At 31.9% G+C, this 18,191-nt stretch carries 19 protein-coding genes and 2 tRNA genes; 20 read left to right on the plus strand and 1 reads right to left on the minus strand.

Features of this window, described 5'->3' with window-relative positions:
* Positions 1-4: 4 nt before the first annotated feature.
* Together csoZ and KA893_RS10725 are read left to right on the plus strand one after the other, a co-directional pair.
* Complete coding sequence (csoZ, locus tag KA893_RS10720) at positions 5-211, plus strand: putative copper chaperone CsoZ (RefSeq protein WP_002482741.1); 207 nt, start codon at positions 5-7, stop codon at positions 209-211.
* Positions 212-421: 210 nt separating this feature from the next.
* The gene (locus KA893_RS10725) at positions 422-562 is read left to right on the plus strand and encodes an Lmo0850 family protein (protein WP_002482742.1); all 141 of its coding nucleotides are present in this window, start codon (positions 422-424) and stop codon (positions 560-562) included.
* A 303-nt stretch (positions 563-865) separates the two neighbouring features.
* Here KA893_RS10725 and KA893_RS10730 read toward each other — a convergent pair whose 3' ends face one another.
* Positions 866-2,059 (minus strand): FtsW/RodA/SpoVE family cell cycle protein, encoded by a 1,194-nt coding sequence (locus KA893_RS10730; RefSeq protein ID WP_041080781.1) that lies wholly within the window; start codon positions 2,057-2,059, stop codon positions 866-868.
* Positions 2,060-2,307: 248 nt separating this feature from the next.
* On the opposite strand from KA893_RS10730, the gene KA893_RS10735 reads away from it, so the two are divergent.
* The 18 genes from KA893_RS10735 to KA893_RS10820 all read left to right on the plus strand — a co-directional run bounded on the left by KA893_RS10735 (position 2,308) and on the right by KA893_RS10820 (position 18,160).
* Complete coding sequence (locus KA893_RS10735; protein WP_002482744.1) at positions 2,308-3,378, plus strand: D-alanine--D-alanine ligase; 1,071 nt, start codon at positions 2,308-2,310, stop codon at positions 3,376-3,378.
* A 12-nt stretch (positions 3,379-3,390) separates the two neighbouring features.
* On the plus strand, positions 3,391-4,746 hold the full coding sequence (locus KA893_RS10740; RefSeq protein ID WP_002482745.1) for a UDP-N-acetylmuramoyl-tripeptide--D-alanyl-D-alanine ligase: 1,356 nt from the start codon (positions 3,391-3,393) through the stop codon (positions 4,744-4,746).
* 625 nt (positions 4,747-5,371) lie between these two features.
* Positions 5,372-6,892 carry a degradosome RNA helicase CshA gene (cshA, locus tag KA893_RS10745; protein ID WP_011302697.1) on the plus strand — a complete coding sequence of 507 codons (1,521 nt, stop codon included), beginning with the start codon at positions 5,372-5,374 and terminating at the stop codon, positions 6,890-6,892.
* A gap of 201 nt (positions 6,893-7,093) precedes the next feature.
* Positions 7,094-7,573, plus strand: coding sequence for a PH domain-containing protein (locus tag KA893_RS10750; RefSeq protein ID WP_002482747.1), 480 nt, complete (start codon positions 7,094-7,096; stop codon positions 7,571-7,573).
* Complete coding sequence (locus KA893_RS10755; protein ID WP_002482748.1) at positions 7,566-9,104, plus strand: PH domain-containing protein; 1,539 nt, start codon at positions 7,566-7,568, stop codon at positions 9,102-9,104. The genes KA893_RS10750 and KA893_RS10755 overlap by 8 nt, the downstream gene beginning before the upstream one ends.
* Positions 9,097-9,597 (plus strand): PH domain-containing protein, encoded by a 501-nt coding sequence (locus KA893_RS10760; RefSeq protein ID WP_041080777.1) that lies wholly within the window; start codon positions 9,097-9,099, stop codon positions 9,595-9,597. Before KA893_RS10755 ends, KA893_RS10760 begins: the two co-directional genes overlap by 8 nt.
* 63 nt (positions 9,598-9,660) lie before the next feature.
* A complete protein-coding gene (gene acpS / locus KA893_RS10765; RefSeq protein ID WP_002482750.1) occupies positions 9,661-10,011 on the plus strand; it encodes a holo-ACP synthase in 351 nt (116 codons plus the stop codon).
* A 115-nt stretch (positions 10,012-10,126) separates the two neighbouring features.
* A complete protein-coding gene (alr, locus tag KA893_RS10770; RefSeq protein ID WP_041080776.1) occupies positions 10,127-11,275 on the plus strand; it encodes an alanine racemase in 1,149 nt (382 codons plus the stop codon).
* Positions 11,276-11,362: 87 nt separating this feature from the next.
* Positions 11,363-11,533: a type II toxin-antitoxin system antitoxin MazE gene (gene mazE, locus KA893_RS10775; RefSeq protein WP_037538046.1), complete on the plus strand. Its 171-nt coding sequence runs from the start codon at positions 11,363-11,365 to the stop codon at positions 11,531-11,533.
* Entirely contained in the window at positions 11,530-11,892 is a 363-nt protein-coding gene (locus tag KA893_RS10780) for a type II toxin-antitoxin system PemK/MazF family toxin (RefSeq protein ID WP_041080775.1), read from the plus strand. The genes mazE and KA893_RS10780 overlap by 4 nt, the downstream gene beginning before the upstream one ends.
* Positions 11,893-12,186: 294 nt before the next feature.
* Positions 12,187-13,230: a SpoIIE family protein phosphatase gene (locus tag KA893_RS10785; protein ID WP_228481299.1), complete on the plus strand. Its 1,044-nt coding sequence runs from the start codon at positions 12,187-12,189 to the stop codon at positions 13,228-13,230.
* A 78-nt stretch (positions 13,231-13,308) separates the two neighbouring features.
* Positions 13,309-13,635 (plus strand): anti-sigma factor antagonist, encoded by a 327-nt coding sequence (locus KA893_RS10790; protein WP_011302705.1) that lies wholly within the window; start codon positions 13,309-13,311, stop codon positions 13,633-13,635.
* A gap of 1 nt (position 13,636) precedes the next feature.
* A complete protein-coding gene (rsbW, locus tag KA893_RS10795) occupies positions 13,637-14,119 on the plus strand; it encodes an anti-sigma B factor RsbW (protein WP_002482755.1) in 483 nt (160 codons plus the stop codon).
* Positions 14,094-14,864, plus strand: a complete 771-nt coding sequence (sigB, locus tag KA893_RS10800) for an RNA polymerase sigma factor SigB (protein WP_210125774.1) — start codon at positions 14,094-14,096, stop codon at positions 14,862-14,864. Before rsbW ends, sigB begins: the two co-directional genes overlap by 26 nt.
* 148 nt (positions 14,865-15,012) lie before the next feature.
* Positions 15,013-17,163 (plus strand): Tex family protein, encoded by a 2,151-nt coding sequence (locus KA893_RS10805; protein WP_041080772.1) that lies wholly within the window; start codon positions 15,013-15,015, stop codon positions 17,161-17,163.
* The gene (locus KA893_RS10810; protein ID WP_041080770.1) at positions 17,156-17,605 is read left to right on the plus strand and encodes a SprT family protein; all 450 of its coding nucleotides are present in this window, start codon (positions 17,156-17,158) and stop codon (positions 17,603-17,605) included. Before KA893_RS10805 ends, KA893_RS10810 begins: the two co-directional genes overlap by 8 nt.
* Before the next feature lie 373 nt (positions 17,606-17,978).
* A tRNA-Leu gene (locus tag KA893_RS10815) sits at positions 17,979-18,061 on the plus strand.
* A gap of 25 nt (positions 18,062-18,086) precedes the next feature.
* Positions 18,087-18,160 (plus strand) — tRNA-Gly (locus KA893_RS10820).
* Positions 18,161-18,191 lie beyond the last annotated feature (31 nt).

Here is an 18,191-nt window from a genome sequence, read left to right on the forward strand (position 1 = left end):
ACATATGCAATCAAAAGTTATTTATATTGCTGAACTTTATAATGAGAAGCAAAAATTACAAATTGAAGAAAGACTAATGAAACTTTATGGTGTGTTTAAAGTTAGTATAGATATAGAAGAAGGCGCAATCTTTGTAGATTTTGAAACGCCTGCAAATTTGAATAATTTAGAAAAAGAAGTGTACGATTTAGGTTATAAAATAATTTATTAATCTATCTAAAGGGTATATATTGTAGGGCTATATAAAATGTAATGAATTAATTCTTCATATATAACATTACAAAGGATAGTTTATAATTAGTGAAATTTCACATTAAAAACTCTGTTTTTTTTGAATTAAAATAAAAAATTGAATATAATGTGGTATTTTACATTTAAATAGGGTAATATGTAGTAGAAGCAATAGATTAGGAGTGATGATATGAGTAAGGATAACGAAAAAATTCAAAATGTAGTTAAACTATTATCATCATTAGGGGTAAACATAAAGAAAACCAAATCAAGATTAGAAGTTATGCACACTTTACCAACGACTGTGAAAGCCGCTAACGAATTGAAATAGTCAAGTTACCCAATCAAGTGATTAGAGCCCATTGTTCTGGTCACTTTTTATTTTGCCTTATAATAGTTTAGAAAAAAGGTCAAAGCCAATGTATAAGGTACATTAGATAATGATACACATTTAAAAATTGAAATAATTTTTAAGGGTAAGATATTAGTGTAAGTGTAGTATAAACTTTTATAAATGTTTAAAACGCATAAGATATAGATTAATTTGTTTAATGATATAGTATACATATAAAAAGCTGGGACATCGATGTCCCAGCTTTTTAGTATGACAGGTCATCATACATTATTCTGTTGTTCATAATTGTTGTTTATCACCAGAGTATTGTTTGGGCTGATGATAGTAAATAGATAAAAGTACACCAATACCACACATGAGACTCCATAATGAACTACCGCCATAACTAATAAATGGTAGTGGAATACCAGTGATAGGTAGTAATTGGACAGTCATTCCAATATTTTGTAATACGTGGAATAAAATGAGTGAAGCATATCCAATTATGAATAATTTACTAAAAGGTAATTCAATTTTAGTTGCTAAGCGTACGAGATGGAATATAAAGGCTAAGAAAATTAATATTAGAATTACTGAGCCAATAAAACCAAATTCTTCACCAATAACTGAAAAAATAAAATCGGTATGATTTTCTGGGATGTATACTTCACCGTGATTAAATCCTTTACCAAATAGCTGACCAGAACCGATTGCTTTAAGGGATTCTGTTAAATGGTAACCATCACCACTACTGTACGTATAAGGATCTAACCAAGAATTAATTCTACCTAGTTGATATGTTTTAATTCCCAATGTGTTTTCTATAAGTGAAGGTTTATAAATAATAGACAATATTAAAGTTGAACCTATTACGATACCCGCAATAAAAAGCGGTGCTAATATTTTCCATGAAATACCACTAACAATCATGACACCAGCAATAATAGCGCAAATAACTAGTGTAGTACCAAGGTCATTTTGTAATAAAATTAATCCCATAGGTACAATCGAAATACCTACAATTTTTAGTAATAATTTAAAATCGGTTTCTAATGATTTATTGAACGTGAATTGATTATGTCTAGAAATCAATTTTGCGAGTGCTAGTATCAACACAATCTTCATAAATTCTGAAGGCTGTACACTGATAGGCCCTAGTTTATACCAGCTTTTAGCACCATTAATAATTGGTGTGATTGGTGTTTCAGGGATAATAATTAATATGAACAGTCCAATACATAAGATAAAATATAATAAATATGTATATTTCATGAGCTTTTTAGGTGAAACCAGCATAATGAGTAATGCAATGGCACCGCCCAAAACATAATATAAAATTTGTCTGATGCTAAAGTTAGCGCTATATTGACCGCCACCCATAGCTGAATTGATAATCGTGACGCTTACGAATGCTAATAATACGAGGATGCCTATTAAAACCCAGTCAATCCGCCGTATCCAATGATTGTTTTTTAATTGACGTGAAGTACTCATTTCTTACTCCTTTAAACAGCTAGATTTCTCTATCTTTAGTATTATATATAGATTTTACCGAACTTTAACATATTTTGCTAGAAGTAGGGTGTCGATTTAAAAAATTATAAATATGAAGTTTTATGATATGTCTTTACGAATGATAAAAGAGAACAAAAAATAAATGCTTTTTATACCACTTAACAAATGCAAAAAAATATTAAATCGTGATATGATGTAGTTTAAGAATTGTATATGGAGGCTAAAAAATGGCTAAAGAAAATGTATGTATCGTATACGGAGGAAAAAGTGCAGAACACGATGTTTCAATATTAACAGCACAAAATGTCTTGAACGCAATTGATAAGGAACGGTATCAAATAGACATTATTTACATAACTAATGATGGTGCTTGGAAAAAGAAAGAAAACATCGTAGATACGATCAACGATATCGACTCATTACGCTTAATAGATGTTGAAGCGGGTGAAATTTCAAAATTATTAAGTCAAGGAAGTACAGGAAATGCATATAGTGCAGTATTTCCATTATTACATGGGCCTAATGGTGAAGATGGCACAATCCAAGGTTTATTTGAAGTTTTAGATATACCGTATGTAGGTAATGGCGTTTTAGCTGCCTCAAGTTCAATGGACAAATTAGTAATGAAGCAACTCTTTGCGCATAGAGGTTTACCACAATTACCTTATGTTAGCTTTTTAAGAAGTGAGTATCACAAATATGAAGGTAACATCTTAAAATTAGTACATGATAAATTAGAATATCCAGTATTTGTAAAACCAGCTAACCTAGGATCTAGTGTAGGTATTAGTAAATGTAATAATGAAGAAGAGCTTAAAAACGGTATAGAAGAAGCTTTCCAATTTGACCGCAAGTTAGTTATCGAACAGGGTATTGAGGCGCGTGAAATTGAAGTTGCTGTATTGGGAAATGACTATCCAGAAACGACATGGCCTGGAGAAGTTATCAAAGAAGTAGCTTTCTATGACTATAAGGCAAAATATAAAGACGGAAAAATAAAATTAGATATTCCAGCTGACTTAGACGAAGAGGTTCAAATGACGTTAAGAAATATGGCTGTTGAAGCTTTTAAAGCAACAGACTGTGCAGGGTTACTACGAGCTGACTTCTTTGTAACAGACGATAATCAAATTTTTATAAATGAAACTAATGCGATGCCTGGATTCACTGCATTTAGCATGTACCCAAGCTTATGGGAAAATATGGGTGTGAGTTACTCTGATTTAATTAAGAAATTAATTGAGTTAGCTAAAGAAAAACATGAAGATAAAAAACAAAATAAATACAAAATTGACTGAGGCGAATAAATTATGATAGAGGTAACGTTAGAACAAATTAAAACATGGATTCCATGTGAAATAGAAAATGAATTTATGGATCATGGTATTAAAGGTGTTTCTATTGATTCACGTGACATTCACAATCAAAATTTATTTATTCCATTTAAAGGCGAACATGTAGATGGTCATAAATATGTAGCACAAGCACTTAAAGATGGTGCAGGTGCTGCATTTTATCAAAAAGGTGAACCGTTAGACGAAAATATTGATGGACCTATTATTTGGGTCGATGACACATTAGAAGCTTTACAACATTTAGCAAAAGCATATTTAGAATTTGTTAATCCACAAGTCATTGCAGTTACTGGTTCTAATGGTAAAACAACAACGAAAGATATGATTGAAAGCGTCTTGAAACCACAATTCAAAGTCAAAAAGACGCAAGGAAACTATAATAATGAAATAGGTATGCCATTAACTATTTTACAATTAGATATTGATACTGAAATTTCCATTCTTGAAATGGGCATGTCAGGTTTCCACGAAATTGAATTATTATCTAAATTAGCTCAACCCGATATTGCCATAATCACTAATATTGGTGAGTCTCATATGCAAGATTTAGGGTCAAGAGAAGGTATTGCTAAAGCTAAATCAGAAATTACACTTGGTTTAAAACCAGGAGGCTTATTTATCTATGACGGTGACGAACCATTACTAGAACCGTATGCTAACGAAATACAAAATGCTGATTTAGTAAGTTTTGGTAAAAATTCTGATAATACGCTGGTAAGTACTATTGAAACAATCAAAGATCATGGTATTGCATTCACAATTAATCATGATGAACATTATGAACTTCCTATCTTAGGTGAACATAATATGAAAAATGCTACGATTGCTATTGCAGTAGGTAAGAGATTAAATTTAACATACCAAACTATTTTCAATAATTTGAAAAATGTCGTGCTTACTGGCATGAGAATGGAACAACATCATACAAAAGATGAAATACTTGTCATTAATGATGCTTATAATGCAAGTCCAACGAGTATGAAAGCGGCCATAGACACACTTTCTGGCATGGAAGGTAGAAAAATTATTGTCCTTGGCGATGTATTAGAATTAGGTCCTGATAGTCAAATCATGCATGAAGCTGTAGGACTATATTTTGAAGACAAAGGTATTGACGCATTATTTACGTTTGGTAATGAGGCGGCTCACATTAGTCATACTGGTAAAGCTTTCGTTAAAAAGTCTGAAGCTTTTAAAGAAAAAGCAGACCTTATTCGTTCATTAAAAGGTTATGTTCAAGCGAATGACAAAGTATTAGTCAAAGGATCAAGAGGAATGAAATTAGAAGAAGTGGTAGAAGCGTTAATTTAAAACGATTAACTACCATAAATATGGAATCAATATATTATTGAGCTCAAAGAACCCGGGACGTACAATCGTCTTGGGTTCTTTATTATATGAGATAATGACCAAATCAACTGAATAATGCGGTAGACAGTTTTAAATATAAAATGATATTTTATGAAACTAAGTGCTTTTATATTAATCAGTTATTATTTTACTAAGATAAGGTGAATCAAAAATTTCATTTTATTAAAGTGTCATGCTTAATTATTATTTTCTTTAAAATTTGCATAGGCTAAAAGATTTGTATGGAAAATAGTTTGGTTTATGAATCATACTTCATAATATCATTTTATAAAAATGCTTAAGTCATAATAATTAATTGGAATAATCTAATCATTAACAGAATAAATAAATTAACAAATTTTTTTCAGAAAGTAAAAAGTAATATGAAAAAATAAAATTAAACGCTTACAACCTATGTATTTCGGCGTTTATAAGCTGAGAAAACGTGATGATTACGAGAGATTCACTCAATTTATTCTAATTTGGTTTATTGCGATTATGCACTTGAGGTGGTACTATAAAGAAGTTGAAGAAACTTAAGTGAACATATATGTATAGAAATACAGATAAATAAAGGAGAATTATATTGCAAAATTTTAAAGAATTAGGGATCTCAGATAAGATGGCAGAAACCCTACAATCCATGGGGTTCAATGAGGCCACTCCTATTCAAAAAGAGAGTATCCCTCTTGCCTTAGAAGGCAAAGATGTTCTTGGTCAAGCGCAAACAGGTACAGGTAAAACAGGTGCGTTTGGTATTCCATTAATTGAAAAAGTGGCAGACCAAGAAGGTGTACAATCATTAATCCTTGCACCAACAAGAGAGTTAGCAATGCAAGTTGCTGAATCATTAAAAGCATTCGCTAAAGGACAAAATATTCAAGTTGTTACTGTATTTGGTGGTATGCCAATCGACCGTCAAATTAAAGCACTTAAAAAAGGTCCACAAATCGTAGTAGGTACACCAGGTCGTGTAATTGACCATTTAAACCGTCGTACATTAAAAACGAATGATATTCATACGCTTATCTTAGATGAAGCGGATGAAATGATGAATATGGGATTCATTGATGATATGAAATTCATCATGGACAAAATTCCAGCTGAACAACGTCAAACAATGTTGTTCTCAGCTACTATGCCTAAAGCAATTCAAACATTGGTTCAACAATTCATGAAATCACCAGTTATCGTTAAAACGATGAATAATGAAATGTCAGATCCACAAATTGAAGAATATTATACTATCGTAAAAGAATTAGAGAAATTTGATACTTTTACAAGTTTCTTAGATGTACATCAACCAGAATTAGCTATCGTATTCGGACGTACAAAACGTCGTGTTGATGAATTAACAAGCGCGTTAATCTCAAAAGGATACAAAGCTGAAGGATTACATGGTGATATCACTCAAGCTAAACGTTTAGAAGTATTGAAAAAATTCAAAAATGATCAATTAGATATTTTAGTTGCAACAGATGTTGCGGCAAGAGGACTTGATATTTCAGGTGTAAGTCACGTATACAACTTTGATATCCCTCAAGATACTGAAAGTTATACGCACAGAATTGGTCGTACTGGTCGTGCTGGTAAAAAAGGTGTTGCAATCACATTTGTAAATCCAATTGAGATGGATTATATTCGTCAAATTGAACAAGCAAACAAACGCCAAATGACAGCTTTAAGACCGCCTCATCGTAAAGAAGTGTTAAAAGCACGTGAAAACGATATTAAAGGTAAAGTACAAAACTGGATGTCAAGAGACAATGAACCAAGATTACAACGTATTGCTACAGAGTTACTTGGTGAATATAATGATGTGGATTTAATCGCGTCATTATTACAAGAGCTAGTCGAATCAAACGACGAAGTTGATGTTCAATTAACATTTGAAAAACCATTATCTCGCGGTAAAGGTCGTCAAGGTAAAGGTGGACCAAAACGTGGCGGTAACCATAAACGTGGTGGCGGCAAGTTTGATAACAAGAACCGTCGTTCAGGTAAAGGCGGATTCAACAATAAGAAGAAAAATGATAGACCTTCTTCTGACAGAAACAATAACAAGAAATCAATGAAAGGTCGCACGTTTGCAGACCATAAAAAATAAAACGATTTATCATATATGAAATTTAGGTTTAATCACTCCATTTATTTGGGGTGATTTTTTATGTTAAATGGAGTTTAGATGGGAATGAAAGAATAAAATACTTTAATATTTTAATTGTGTTGATACATATTTTGAAGTGAGGATGAATGCGCACTATACCCTGTGTTATAATGGGGGAAATCTTAATGAAGGAGTGTATTTATGATAAACGACCAGCTCTTTAAAAAAAGTCCAAAAGAAGCTATAAAATATTATTATTTAACAGAAGGACTAGAATTTATAGTGCATTTGATCGTTATGATGGTATTAATATTCTTATGGAGCCATTTTAATTGGTGGCACTTTTTAATTTATATATTCATTTTTCTTATCTTAATAGATATAGTTTATGCTGCATTTGGACCTTGGATTAAGTACCATTATACATATTATCGAATTGGTGAAAATGATATAGAAGTTAAATATGATTTTTTCTTCAAATCACAAAAATTCGTAAAATTAGAACGTATGCAATATATAGAACGTAAATATAATCCAATACTGAAAAGGTTAGGTTTAGCTAAAGCATCATTAGTGACTGCTGGTCATCATGTAACATTCCCATTACTTAGCATTAAAGATGCAGAAACATTTGAAGCGATAAGTCTTGATTATTTGAGAGGAGCTGATTATGATGTATAGTCCTCAAAAATTACATCCAATTTCATATATAACGGGTGTGATCGAAGCAATCAAACAAAATATCGTTTTAATCATTATTTTTCTAGTGTTTAATATTCGTGATTTTGATTTCACTAATATTTATGCTTATATTTTCCCAGGTATTGTAACCATATTATTTCTTTTTTCATTCATAACTCAGGTTTTAAAAGTATATAACACAAGATATTGGATTGAAAATGACCACTTTGTACTTGCTACAGGTATTTTTACCAAAGAAAGAAAAGAGCTCAATATACGACGTATCCAAACACTTGATACAACGCAAGGCATCATAAATCAAATCGTTGGCGGTGTTAAATTACAGATTAAAACCCCAAGTGATGGAATTGATTTGGATACTGTTTCTAAAAAACAGAGCGAATGGATACAACAAACTTTAAAGGAAAAGCAACATGAACTATCTACTAGCAAAGCACAAGCAGTAGATCCTGTATCTACACAAGAGATCGATGATTCAGAATTGACGAACGATGATATCAATGTAACGACAAATGAAACAAATGCTAAAGATGAAGTTAAGTTTTTATATAAATTGAATTTTAAAGAATTGTTATTTATGGCATTAACGAGTGGAGCCATTGGTGTTGCCTTCGCTGCACTTTCTCCGATAATTGGGGGATTGTCAGAAGTTATTCCATGGGATTGGATAACTGATGAGTTCTCACAAATTTCACAAGCAATTTTTGTCATTGTCTTAATGATGGTTGCGACCATTGCCATTGCGAGTTATATCATCGGGACATTAATTGTTATTGTACGCAACTTTAATTACACGGTGACGAAGCATGGTAATCAATTAAATATTAAGTATGGACTATTTAATGTTAAAAATATTACCGTTCCCACAGATAGGGTACAGGCTGTCGTTGAAAAGCAATCATTTCTTAGAAAATTGTTTGGGTATACATCCATTCATTTTGTAATAACAAGTGATATGAATGATATGGATAAAGATGACGTATCCTTAGATGGCAATGTGATGATACTTCCTTTCATTAAGCGTAAAAAAGCATTTGAAATTATTAAAACTTTAATGCCGAATATGACGTTTGAAAAAGCAACAGTAGGTATGCCGTGGAGAGGTTTTCATCGCCATTTTTGGAAACAAGCTTTGTTACTTATCATGGTAGCTGCGGTAATTAATTATTTTTGGGCGGCATGGGCCTTTTTAATTGCAGGAGTTATTATATTAATTTTTATTGTGCGTAGTTACCTTGTGACTAAATTTTCTGGTATGAAATTAGTTGAAGATGAACTTGTAGTACGTAATGTCACTTTATTTGGATTTAAAAATACTTATTTCAAACAAGATAAAATATTAGGACTAGAAGTACGACGTACCCCATTTTTAATTAATAGTGACTTAGGTAATTTTAATTTTATTATTGCAAAAGCTGCTGGTAATGAACATATTGGGTTGAAATTCAATGCATATCAACGAGTTAAATCCTTACAATCATGGTATTTGAGAGGTGAACAAAATGAGTAATTATCAGTATATGCACGCATCTGGTAAAACAGTCATGCGCATAGCAGCGTCAATTGTTACTGTGATATTATGTGTTTTATTAGTAGCGTTTTATTTAGTAAATCATTTGTGGCTCGAGTGGTTTGCACAAGAAACAATGAAATGGATTTTAATTATCGGTGCAGTAATCATATTGATGTATATTATTGTCGAATTGGTTATTGTACCCAAATATCGTTATAAAATATTTAAATATAATCTAGAAGATCACACGATAACGGTTAGAAATGGTTTGTGGTTTGTAAAAGTTGTGAAGATGCCTTTATTCAGAATACAAAATGTTGATACACACGAAGGTATTTTAATGAGAAAATATCAGTTAGCAAGTTTAACATTGTCTACAGCTGGAGGAAATACTGAAATTAAACTGGTCAATAAAGAGGTAGCCGCTCAGTTAAAACAAACTATAAAACAAGTGAATCAAGATAGTGCTATAGAAAACACAAATCATTAAACGAAAGCCATATAACAAGATAGCGTTAGTATAAAGACGTTATATGGGAGGTAGGAGACGGAAATGATACACGGTATAGGTGTCGATTTAATTGAAATAAGTAGAATAAAGAATCTTTATAAACGTCAATCGAAACTGGTTGATCGCATTTTAACAATAAATGAACAACATAAGTTTAATCAATTTAATAATGAACAACGAAAAATGGAATTTTTAGCTGGTCGATTTGCAACGAAAGAAGCGTTTAGTAAAGCTTTAGGTAGTGGTTTAGGAAAAACAGTATCTTTCACGGATATTGATTGTGTTAATGATGAAGATGGTAAGCCTTGCATACATTATGAGGGGTACAAAGTACATGTGAGTATTTCGCATACAGAACACTATGCAATGAGTCAGGTTATTTTAGAGGTTTAAATTAATTTAGGTGATTTCAGTTTATTAAATTTGGATATATTATCTGTATTGTTATAAAATTAAGATAATATATTTATTACACAGGTTATGAACTGATATAGGAGGTACGTGCTTTATGTCTGATAAGTATTATAGATCGACTTACGTCAATGTAGATTTAAATGCAATCGTTGCAAATTTTCAAGTCTTTCAAAAATTACATCCAAATAAGACGGTTATGCCAGTAGTGAAAGCAAATGGTTATGGCCTTGGAAGTATTAAGGTAGCAAGACAGCTCATGGATAATGGTGCTGAGTTTTTTGCTGTAGCAACTTTGGATGAAGCGATTGAATTACGTATGCATGGCATTGATGCTAAGATTTTAGTTTTAGGCGTTATTCCAACGGAGCATATTAATAAAGCGATTCAACACCGTGTTGCAATCACTGTACCATCAAAATCATGGCTAGTAGAAGTCGTGAAAGAAATTCCAGAATCAAATGAAAAAGATTTATGGATACACGTAAAATTAGACACGGGTATGGGTAGATTAGGTATGAAGACAGCAGAAGAATACAAAGAAGTCATAGAGCTTATTAATGGCCATAGCCATTTAATATTTGAAGGTGTATTTACGCATTTCGCATGTGCAGATGAACCTGGCGACTCAATGAACCGCCAACAAACAATGTTTGAAGAAATCGTTGGACAAGCCGATAAACCAGATTATATACATTCACAAAATTCTGCTGGTGCTTTGATGAAAGACACACAATTTTGTAACGCAGTTAGAGTAGGTATTTCCCTATATGGCTATTATCCATCCGCTTATGTTAAATCAAATGTGAAAGTGCATTTAAAACCAAGTGCACAGTGGATAAGTGAAATTGTACAGACGAAATTACTTCATGCAGGTGAATCAGTCAGTTATGGTAGTGTATATACGGCTGACGAAATAACTAAAATTGGTGTCATTCCAGTAGGTTATGCGGATGGTTATCCTAGAATGATGAAAGGTTTCTCAGTGAATGTGAATGGCAAACAATGTGAAGTCATAGGAAAAGTGTGCATGGATCAAACAATTATTAAAATTCCTGATGAGATTCAAGTTGGGGATAAAGTAATCATAATGGATCATCACAGCGATACCCCACAATCAGCCGAAGCGCTGGCGCATCAGCAACAAACCATAAATTATGAAGTGTTATGTCGCTTGAGTAGAAGACTACCACGTGTTTACCATAGTTCGAAAGACCTAGAAATTCGCAATGAATTACTAAAATAGTATAGTCACTGTTTGTAAAATTTGTTATCATGTATCTAACAACCAATCTCGAAGATTTATATTTTAGTTACATGGAGGTCTTTATTCATGGCAAGTTTCAACCAAAGTAGAATTCATAGTATAGAACAACTTTTAAAAGAAGGCTATTCTCAAATGGCTGATTTGAACCTCTCCCTCGCAGCAGAAGCATTTCCGTTTGAATGTGAAGCTTGTGATTGCAACGAAGTATATATTAGCTCCAAGAATAATAATGAATGATGAGACGTGGTGACGTTTATTTAGCTGATTTATCACCAGTCCAGGGGTCTGAACAAGGGGGAATAAGACCTGTCGTAATTATACAAAACGATACTGGTAATAAATATAGTCCTACCGTAATTGTAGCCGCAATTACTGGTAGGATAAATAAAGCTAAAATACCTACACATGTAGAAATAGAAAAAAGTAAATATAAATTAGATAAAGATTCTGTTATATTGCTAGAGCAGATTAGAACTTTAGATAAAAATAGGCTGAAAGAAAAATTAACTTATCTTTCTGATAAAAAAATGAAAGAAGTTAATAATGCCATTGATATTAGTTTAGGATTACATAATATTAGGAGTCACAAATCCTGATTTTCAAAGGTTTACCTAATAAGTTAATAAAATAGTGAATTATAGACATTGATTCTCTATAACATGCAATAATCATTTATTAATGAATTAATCAATTTTAACCAAGATTGCTTTTAATAAATGGTTGTGACCTTTGAATAAGATGTCTAATTTAAAAGCTTTAGGGTTTCCTAAAGCTTTTTTAAGTATCTAAAGTACATTTAATAAAAGATGCATGAATATTTAACAATTAAAGTTGTTTTATTCAATGGAGCGATTGACATACATACAGAACATTTGAATATGTTGCATTCAATGTATGCGATTTATATTTGCATTTTGAGGAGGAGTTACTGCGTGAAAGAATTCAAAAATCAATATAAAGCGCTAATTGATGAAAGCTTACACACGATTGATACAAGCGATTTAATAAAGAAGTGTGAAGGTTTTACTGAAGAAGTTATAAAAAAAGATATTTTGCCCGAAGATATCGTTCAAATACATAAAGATTATATAAAAGGTCAAAATTTAAGTGAAGCACAAATTTTGAAAACCTTTAATGTGTTAAAAGAAATTGTTAAAGGGTTTGGTTATAGTTATAGAGACTATAAACAATTAGTGGACAGATTACAGTATCACGATAAAGAAATAGATTTAGCTTCACGTCTGCAGCAAACCATGTTAAAAACAGATATACCTCAATTTGATAGTATACAAATCGGTGTCATTTCAGTTGCAGCGCAAAAAGTAAGCGGTGATTATTTTAACTTAATTGATCATAAAGATGGCACGATGAGTTTCGCTGTTGCGGATGTCATTGGCAAAGGTATCCCAGCTGCATTAGCTATGAGTATGATTAAATTTGGAATGGATTCATATGGTCATTCACAATTACCAAGTGATGGTTTAAAACGACTGAACCGAGTTGTTGAAAAAAATGTGAATCAAAATATGTTCGTAACAATGTTTTATGGCTTATATGAAGAATTAAATCATTTATTATATTGTAGTTCTGCAGGCCATGAACCAGGTTATATTTATCGAGCTGAAACAGAAACATTTGAGGAAATGGGAGTTCGAGGAAGAGTACTTGGTGTGAGTCAACAAACACGTTATAAGCAACAAGAAATACCTATTTATTTAGATGATTTAGTTATTATTTTTACAGATGGCGTAACTGAAGTCAGAAATGAAGCGGGCGACTTTTTAGACAAACAACATTTATTAGATATGATTCATAAATATAAACATATGCACCCTCAAGATATTGTGCAATTATTATATGAAGCCATATTAAAAATACAAAACCCAGATAAAAGAGATGATTTAACGATATTAATCATTAAAAGAGTAAATTAGTTTTTAGTGTTTAGATTTAAAATTTAAATTTAAGGGTATAAAAGTTATTAATGAGACTATAATTAGGAGTGTAATGTTATGAAGCTTAATATTGAGACTGTAACTCATGATTCACATTATGAGGTGAAAGTTGGCGGTGAACTGGATGTATATACAGTTCCTGAATTAGAAGAAGTCTTAGTTCCAATGAGACAAGAGGGAACACACGATATCTATGTGAATTTAGAAAATGTGAGTTACATGGATTCAACAGGATTAGGTTTATTTGTAGGTACATTAAAAGCATTAAACCAAAACGATAAAGAATTATATATATTAGGTGTTTCAGATCGAATAAGTCGTCTTTTTGATATAACTGGATTAAAAGATTTGATGCATGTTAATGAAGGAACGGAGGTCGAATAACATGCAATTTAAACAAGATTATATAGAAATGCGTTTACCAGCATCCGCAGAATATGTAAGTTTAATTCGTTTGACATTATCAGGTGTATTTTCAAGAGCAGGTGCGTCATATGATGATATAGAAGATGCTAAAATTGCTGTCAGCGAAGCAGTGACTAATGCAGTGAAACACGCTTATAAAGATGATTACAATCAAGTGGGGATGATTAATCTTTGCTTCGAAATCTTCGATGATAAAATTAAAATTATTATTTCTGATCAAGGTGATAGTTTCGATTATGAAGAAACAAAAGCAAAATTAGGACCATATAAAGAAAATGAAAACATAGACTTCCTTAGAGAAGGCGGTTTGGGTCTGTTTTTAATTGAATCTTTAATGGATGAGGTTACAGTTGATAAACAATCAGGTGTGACAATCAGTATGATAAAGTATATTAAAAAAGAGCAGGTGCGAAATAATGGCGAGAGAGTCGAAATCAGTTAATGATGTATCACCTGAACAAATAAACCAATGGATTATGCAGCATCAAAACAATGAAAATACAGATGCACAAGATCAACTTGTAAGACATTATAGAAAGTTAATCGAATCCTTGGCATATAAATATTCTAAAGGTCAATCTCATCACGAAGACCTCGTTCAGGTCGGTATGGTTGGTTTAATCGGTGCAATCAATCGATTTGACTTGTCCTTTGATAGAAAGTTTGAAGCCTTTTTAGTACCAACTGTGATTGGTGAGATTAAACGCTATTTGCGTGATAAAACATGGAGTGTTCATGTACCTAGAAGAATCAAAGAAATTGGACCACGAATTAAGAAAGTTACAGATGAATTAACAAATGAACTCGAACGTTCACCTTCTATTACTGAAATTGCAGATCGATTAGAAGTGAATGAAGAAGATGTGCTTGAAGCAATGGAAATGGGTCAAAGCTACAATGCGTTGAGCGTAGATCATTCTATTGAAGCAGATAAAGACGGTTCGACTGTAACTTTACTAGATATCATGGGTCAACAAGATGATAATTATGATTTAACAGAAAAAAGGATGATATTGGAAAAAATACTTCCAATACTTTCAGAACGAGAAAGACAAATTATTCATTGTACTTTTATTGAAGGTTTAAGCCAAAAAGAAACAGGAGAACGAATTGGCTTAAGTCAAATGCATGTATCAAGATTGAAGAGAACAGCGATTAAGAAATTACAGGAAGCAGCAAATAAATAAATTGAATATATAGACAAGGCAGATTTCGAAATTTATGGAATCTGCTTTTTTAATTGTATTGATGATTCTGAGAGAGTCATGTAATACAGATATGTTAAAATGTATTTATTAACAAAATAATATTACATAATGATAAGCGGAGGATTTCATGGATAGTAATTTAATTCAATCAATCAGAGATAAATATAGCTTCACAACCAAGCAAATTAATGCTGTTTTATCTTTATTAGAAGATAAAAATACAGTACCCTTTATAGCTCGTTATAGAAAAGAGCAAACAGGTGGTTTGGATGAAGTAGAAATTAAACAAATTGATGATGAATATCAATATATGGTAAATCTACAGAAGAGAAAAGAAGAAGTTATTAATAATATCGAAGAACAAGGCTTATTAACTTCGGATTTGAAAAGTGATATTTTAAAACAAACAAAATTACAAAGAGTAGAAGATTTATACAGACCGTTCAAACAGAAAAAGAAAACAAGAGCAACTGAGGCAAAACGAAAAGGATTAGAGCCATTTGCGCAATGGTTACAACAAACAAATATAGACACATCTGTTGAAACGAAAGCACAACAATTTATTAACGATGAAGTCACAAGTGTAGAAGATGCAATCAAAGGCGCTCAAGATATCATTGCAGAAATTGTTTCAGATAAACCTATATATAGAAGTAAAATACTTAAAGATACATTTCAACAGGGCAATATTATAACGCAAAAGAAAAAGCATGCAGAAGATGAGAAAGAAATTTTTTCTATGTATTATGATTATACCGAACCGATTAAAAAAATCGCCAATCATCGAGTGCTTGCAGTTAATCGTGGTGAAAAAGAAAAGGTTTTATCAGTTAAAATAGAAATGGATATACAAGGGATAGAAAATTTTATTAGAAGCAAAGAAATATCATCTGAACATAATGGTACCTATGTCATTATAGATGCTATTAAAGATAGTTTGAAAAGATTAATCATGCCATCGATCGAAAGAGAAATAAGAAGTGATTTAACTGAAAAAGCTGAAAATCATGCAATCGATGTATTTAGTGAAAATTTGAGAAACTTGTTATTACAACCACCTATGAAAGGAAAGCAAATACTTGGTGTTGATCCCGCTTTTAGAACAGGTTGTAAACTTGCAGTCATTAATCCATTTGGTACATTTGTAGCTAAAGGAGTCATGTATCCTCATCCTCCAGTAAATAAAAAAGAAGATGCTGAAAAAATATTTGTGGACTTCGTTAAAACATATGATGTCGAATTAATAGCTATCGGTAATGGTACAGCGAGCCGTGAAACTGAACAATTTGTTGCTTCAATGATACAAGAACACCAATTAAACGTTCAATTTATCATTGTTAATGAAGCGGGGGCATCTGTATACTCTGCATCGGAAGTGGCAAGAAATGAATTCCCAGATTTTCAAGTTGAGGAGCGTAGTGCTGTTTCGATAGGTAGAAGAGTACAAGATCCATTGAGTGAATTAGTGAAAATAGATCCAAAATCTATCGGCGTTGGTCAATATCAACATGATGTTAACCAAAAGTCATTAGAAGGTGCATTGTCATTTGTTGTTGAAACTGCGGTTAACCAAGTGGGGGTTGATGTGAATACTGCTTCACGTTCATTACTACAATATGTATCAGGTTTAACACCCACAATTGCACAAAATATTATAGATTATAGAGAAGAGAATGGTGCTATAACGCATAATAAAGAAATTGCTAAAGTTAAAAGATTAGGTGCGAAAACATTTGAACAAAGTATTGGATTTATGAGAATCGTAGGTGGTAAAGAACCCTTAGACAATACTTCGATTCATCCAGAAAGTTATAATGTAGCAAATCAATTATTAACTGAAATTGAAATGACTACACATGATTTAGGAACGGAAAAACTTAAACTTGCCTTGAACAAAATTGATATTGTAGCAATGGCAGAAAAGTTAAATATTGGTCAACCGACACTTGAAGATATTATTAACTCATTGATTGCACCTAATAGAGATCCAAGAGATGAATTCGAAACTCCTATTTTAAAATCTGATGTACTATCTATTGAAGACTTAACTAAAAACATGAAACTTAGTGGGACTGTAAGGAACGTGGTTGATTTTGGTGCATTTGTAGATATTGGGGTAAAACAAGATGGACTCGTACACATATCAAAGCTTGCTAAGAAGTTTGTTAAAAACCCAATGGATATTGTAAGTGTTGGTGATATTGTAGATGTATGGATATTAGATATTGATGATAAAAAAGGTAAAGTATCATTAACAATGATTGATCCAAATGGATAACAGTGCATTACAAAAATTAACAGAGACAATCTCGTTAAAGTATTTTAAAATGCCATTTAAACATAAAGCATATTTCAATAAGCGTTTAAGAACGACTGGTGGTCGCTATTTATTAAGTTCACACAATATAGAAGTGAATGAAAAGCAATTTGCTAAGTTTGGTGAATCAGCTATCATTGATATTATTAAGCACGAATTATGTCATTATCATTTGCACTTACAGAAGAAAGGATACAAACATAAAGACAAAGATTTTAAACGTCTGTGCCAACAAACAGGTGCACCTAGATTTTGTTCTGCAATTGAAAAATATGAAGATCGAGTTAATTATATATATCAATGTCAAAAATGTGCGTCTAGATTTCCAAGAATAAGAAAAGTCGATACAAATAAAATGGTTTGTGGAAAATGTAATGGAAAACTGAAAGAATTAAACAACTAATATACTTATAAATAATGAACGCCTATCGATAATTTAGTCGAAAGGCGTTCATTATTTATATATAGAATGTATTTTATGGAAGATTTTTAGCAATGATTAAGGGAAAAATAGAGTATTTTGTGTGTACTTTCACCAAATTAGAGAGTTTAATTAATTAATCTTGTTAATTTACTCTTTTTAGTTTTGTTTATTCATTGACGATGAGCGAAATATATTATATGATATTAAACGTTGCGAAATTAATAGCAACTTTGGTTAAGGAAACATTAATTTTGTTAAATACAATTTAAAAAGTTGTTGACAAATAATTAAGAATATATTACAATGTTATTTGTTACTTAATGAACGAGAAACAAATTGACCGTTTGGCTAAGCGGCCGTGGCGGAACGGCAGACGCGCTAGGTTGAGGGCCTAGTGGGAGTATTCCCGTGGAGGTTCAAATCCTCTCGGCCGCATCAAATACCTTTAATGAATAAATATGCGGGTGTAGTTTAATGGCAAAACCTCAGCCTTCCAAGCTGATGTTGTGGGTTCGATTCCCATCACCCGCTCCAATAGAAATTTAAATGAACATTGAAAACTGAA

Origin of the sequence: Staphylococcus sp. GDY8P126P (assembly GCF_017891965.1) — a bacterium.
GTDB lineage: Bacteria > Bacillota > Bacilli > Staphylococcales > Staphylococcaceae > Staphylococcus > Staphylococcus saprophyticus.

Coding starts and splice junctions, on each gene's coding strand:
- csoZ (WP_002482741.1), top strand. CDS start 5: ATGCAATCAAAAGTTATTTATATTGCTGAACTTTATAATGAGAAGCAA.
- KA893_RS10725 (WP_002482742.1), top strand. CDS start 422: ATGAGTAAGGATAACGAAAAAATTCAAAATGTAGTTAAACTATTATCA.
- KA893_RS10730 (WP_041080781.1), bottom strand. CDS start 2,059: ATGAGTACTTCACGTCAATTAAAAAACAATCATTGGATACGGCGGATT.
- KA893_RS10735 (WP_002482744.1), top strand. CDS start 2,308: ATGGCTAAAGAAAATGTATGTATCGTATACGGAGGAAAAAGTGCAGAA.
- KA893_RS10740 (WP_002482745.1), top strand. CDS start 3,391: ATGATAGAGGTAACGTTAGAACAAATTAAAACATGGATTCCATGTGAA.
- KA893_RS10750 (WP_002482747.1), top strand. CDS start 7,094: ATGATAAACGACCAGCTCTTTAAAAAAAGTCCAAAAGAAGCTATAAAA.
- KA893_RS10755 (WP_002482748.1), top strand. CDS start 7,566: ATGTATAGTCCTCAAAAATTACATCCAATTTCATATATAACGGGTGTG.
- KA893_RS10760 (WP_041080777.1), top strand. CDS start 9,097: ATGAGTAATTATCAGTATATGCACGCATCTGGTAAAACAGTCATGCGC.
- acpS (WP_002482750.1), top strand. CDS start 9,661: ATGATACACGGTATAGGTGTCGATTTAATTGAAATAAGTAGAATAAAG.
- alr (WP_041080776.1), top strand. CDS start 10,127: ATGTCTGATAAGTATTATAGATCGACTTACGTCAATGTAGATTTAAAT.
- mazE (WP_037538046.1), top strand. CDS start 11,363: ATGGCAAGTTTCAACCAAAGTAGAATTCATAGTATAGAACAACTTTTA.
- KA893_RS10780 (WP_041080775.1), top strand. CDS start 11,530: ATGATGAGACGTGGTGACGTTTATTTAGCTGATTTATCACCAGTCCAG.
- KA893_RS10785 (WP_228481299.1), top strand. CDS start 12,187: ATGTATGCGATTTATATTTGCATTTTGAGGAGGAGTTACTGCGTGAAA.
- KA893_RS10790 (WP_011302705.1), top strand. CDS start 13,309: ATGAAGCTTAATATTGAGACTGTAACTCATGATTCACATTATGAGGTG.
- rsbW (WP_002482755.1), top strand. CDS start 13,637: ATGCAATTTAAACAAGATTATATAGAAATGCGTTTACCAGCATCCGCA.
- sigB (WP_210125774.1), top strand. CDS start 14,094: ATGGCGAGAGAGTCGAAATCAGTTAATGATGTATCACCTGAACAAATA.
- KA893_RS10805 (WP_041080772.1), top strand. CDS start 15,013: ATGGATAGTAATTTAATTCAATCAATCAGAGATAAATATAGCTTCACA.
- KA893_RS10810 (WP_041080770.1), top strand. CDS start 17,156: ATGGATAACAGTGCATTACAAAAATTAACAGAGACAATCTCGTTAAAG.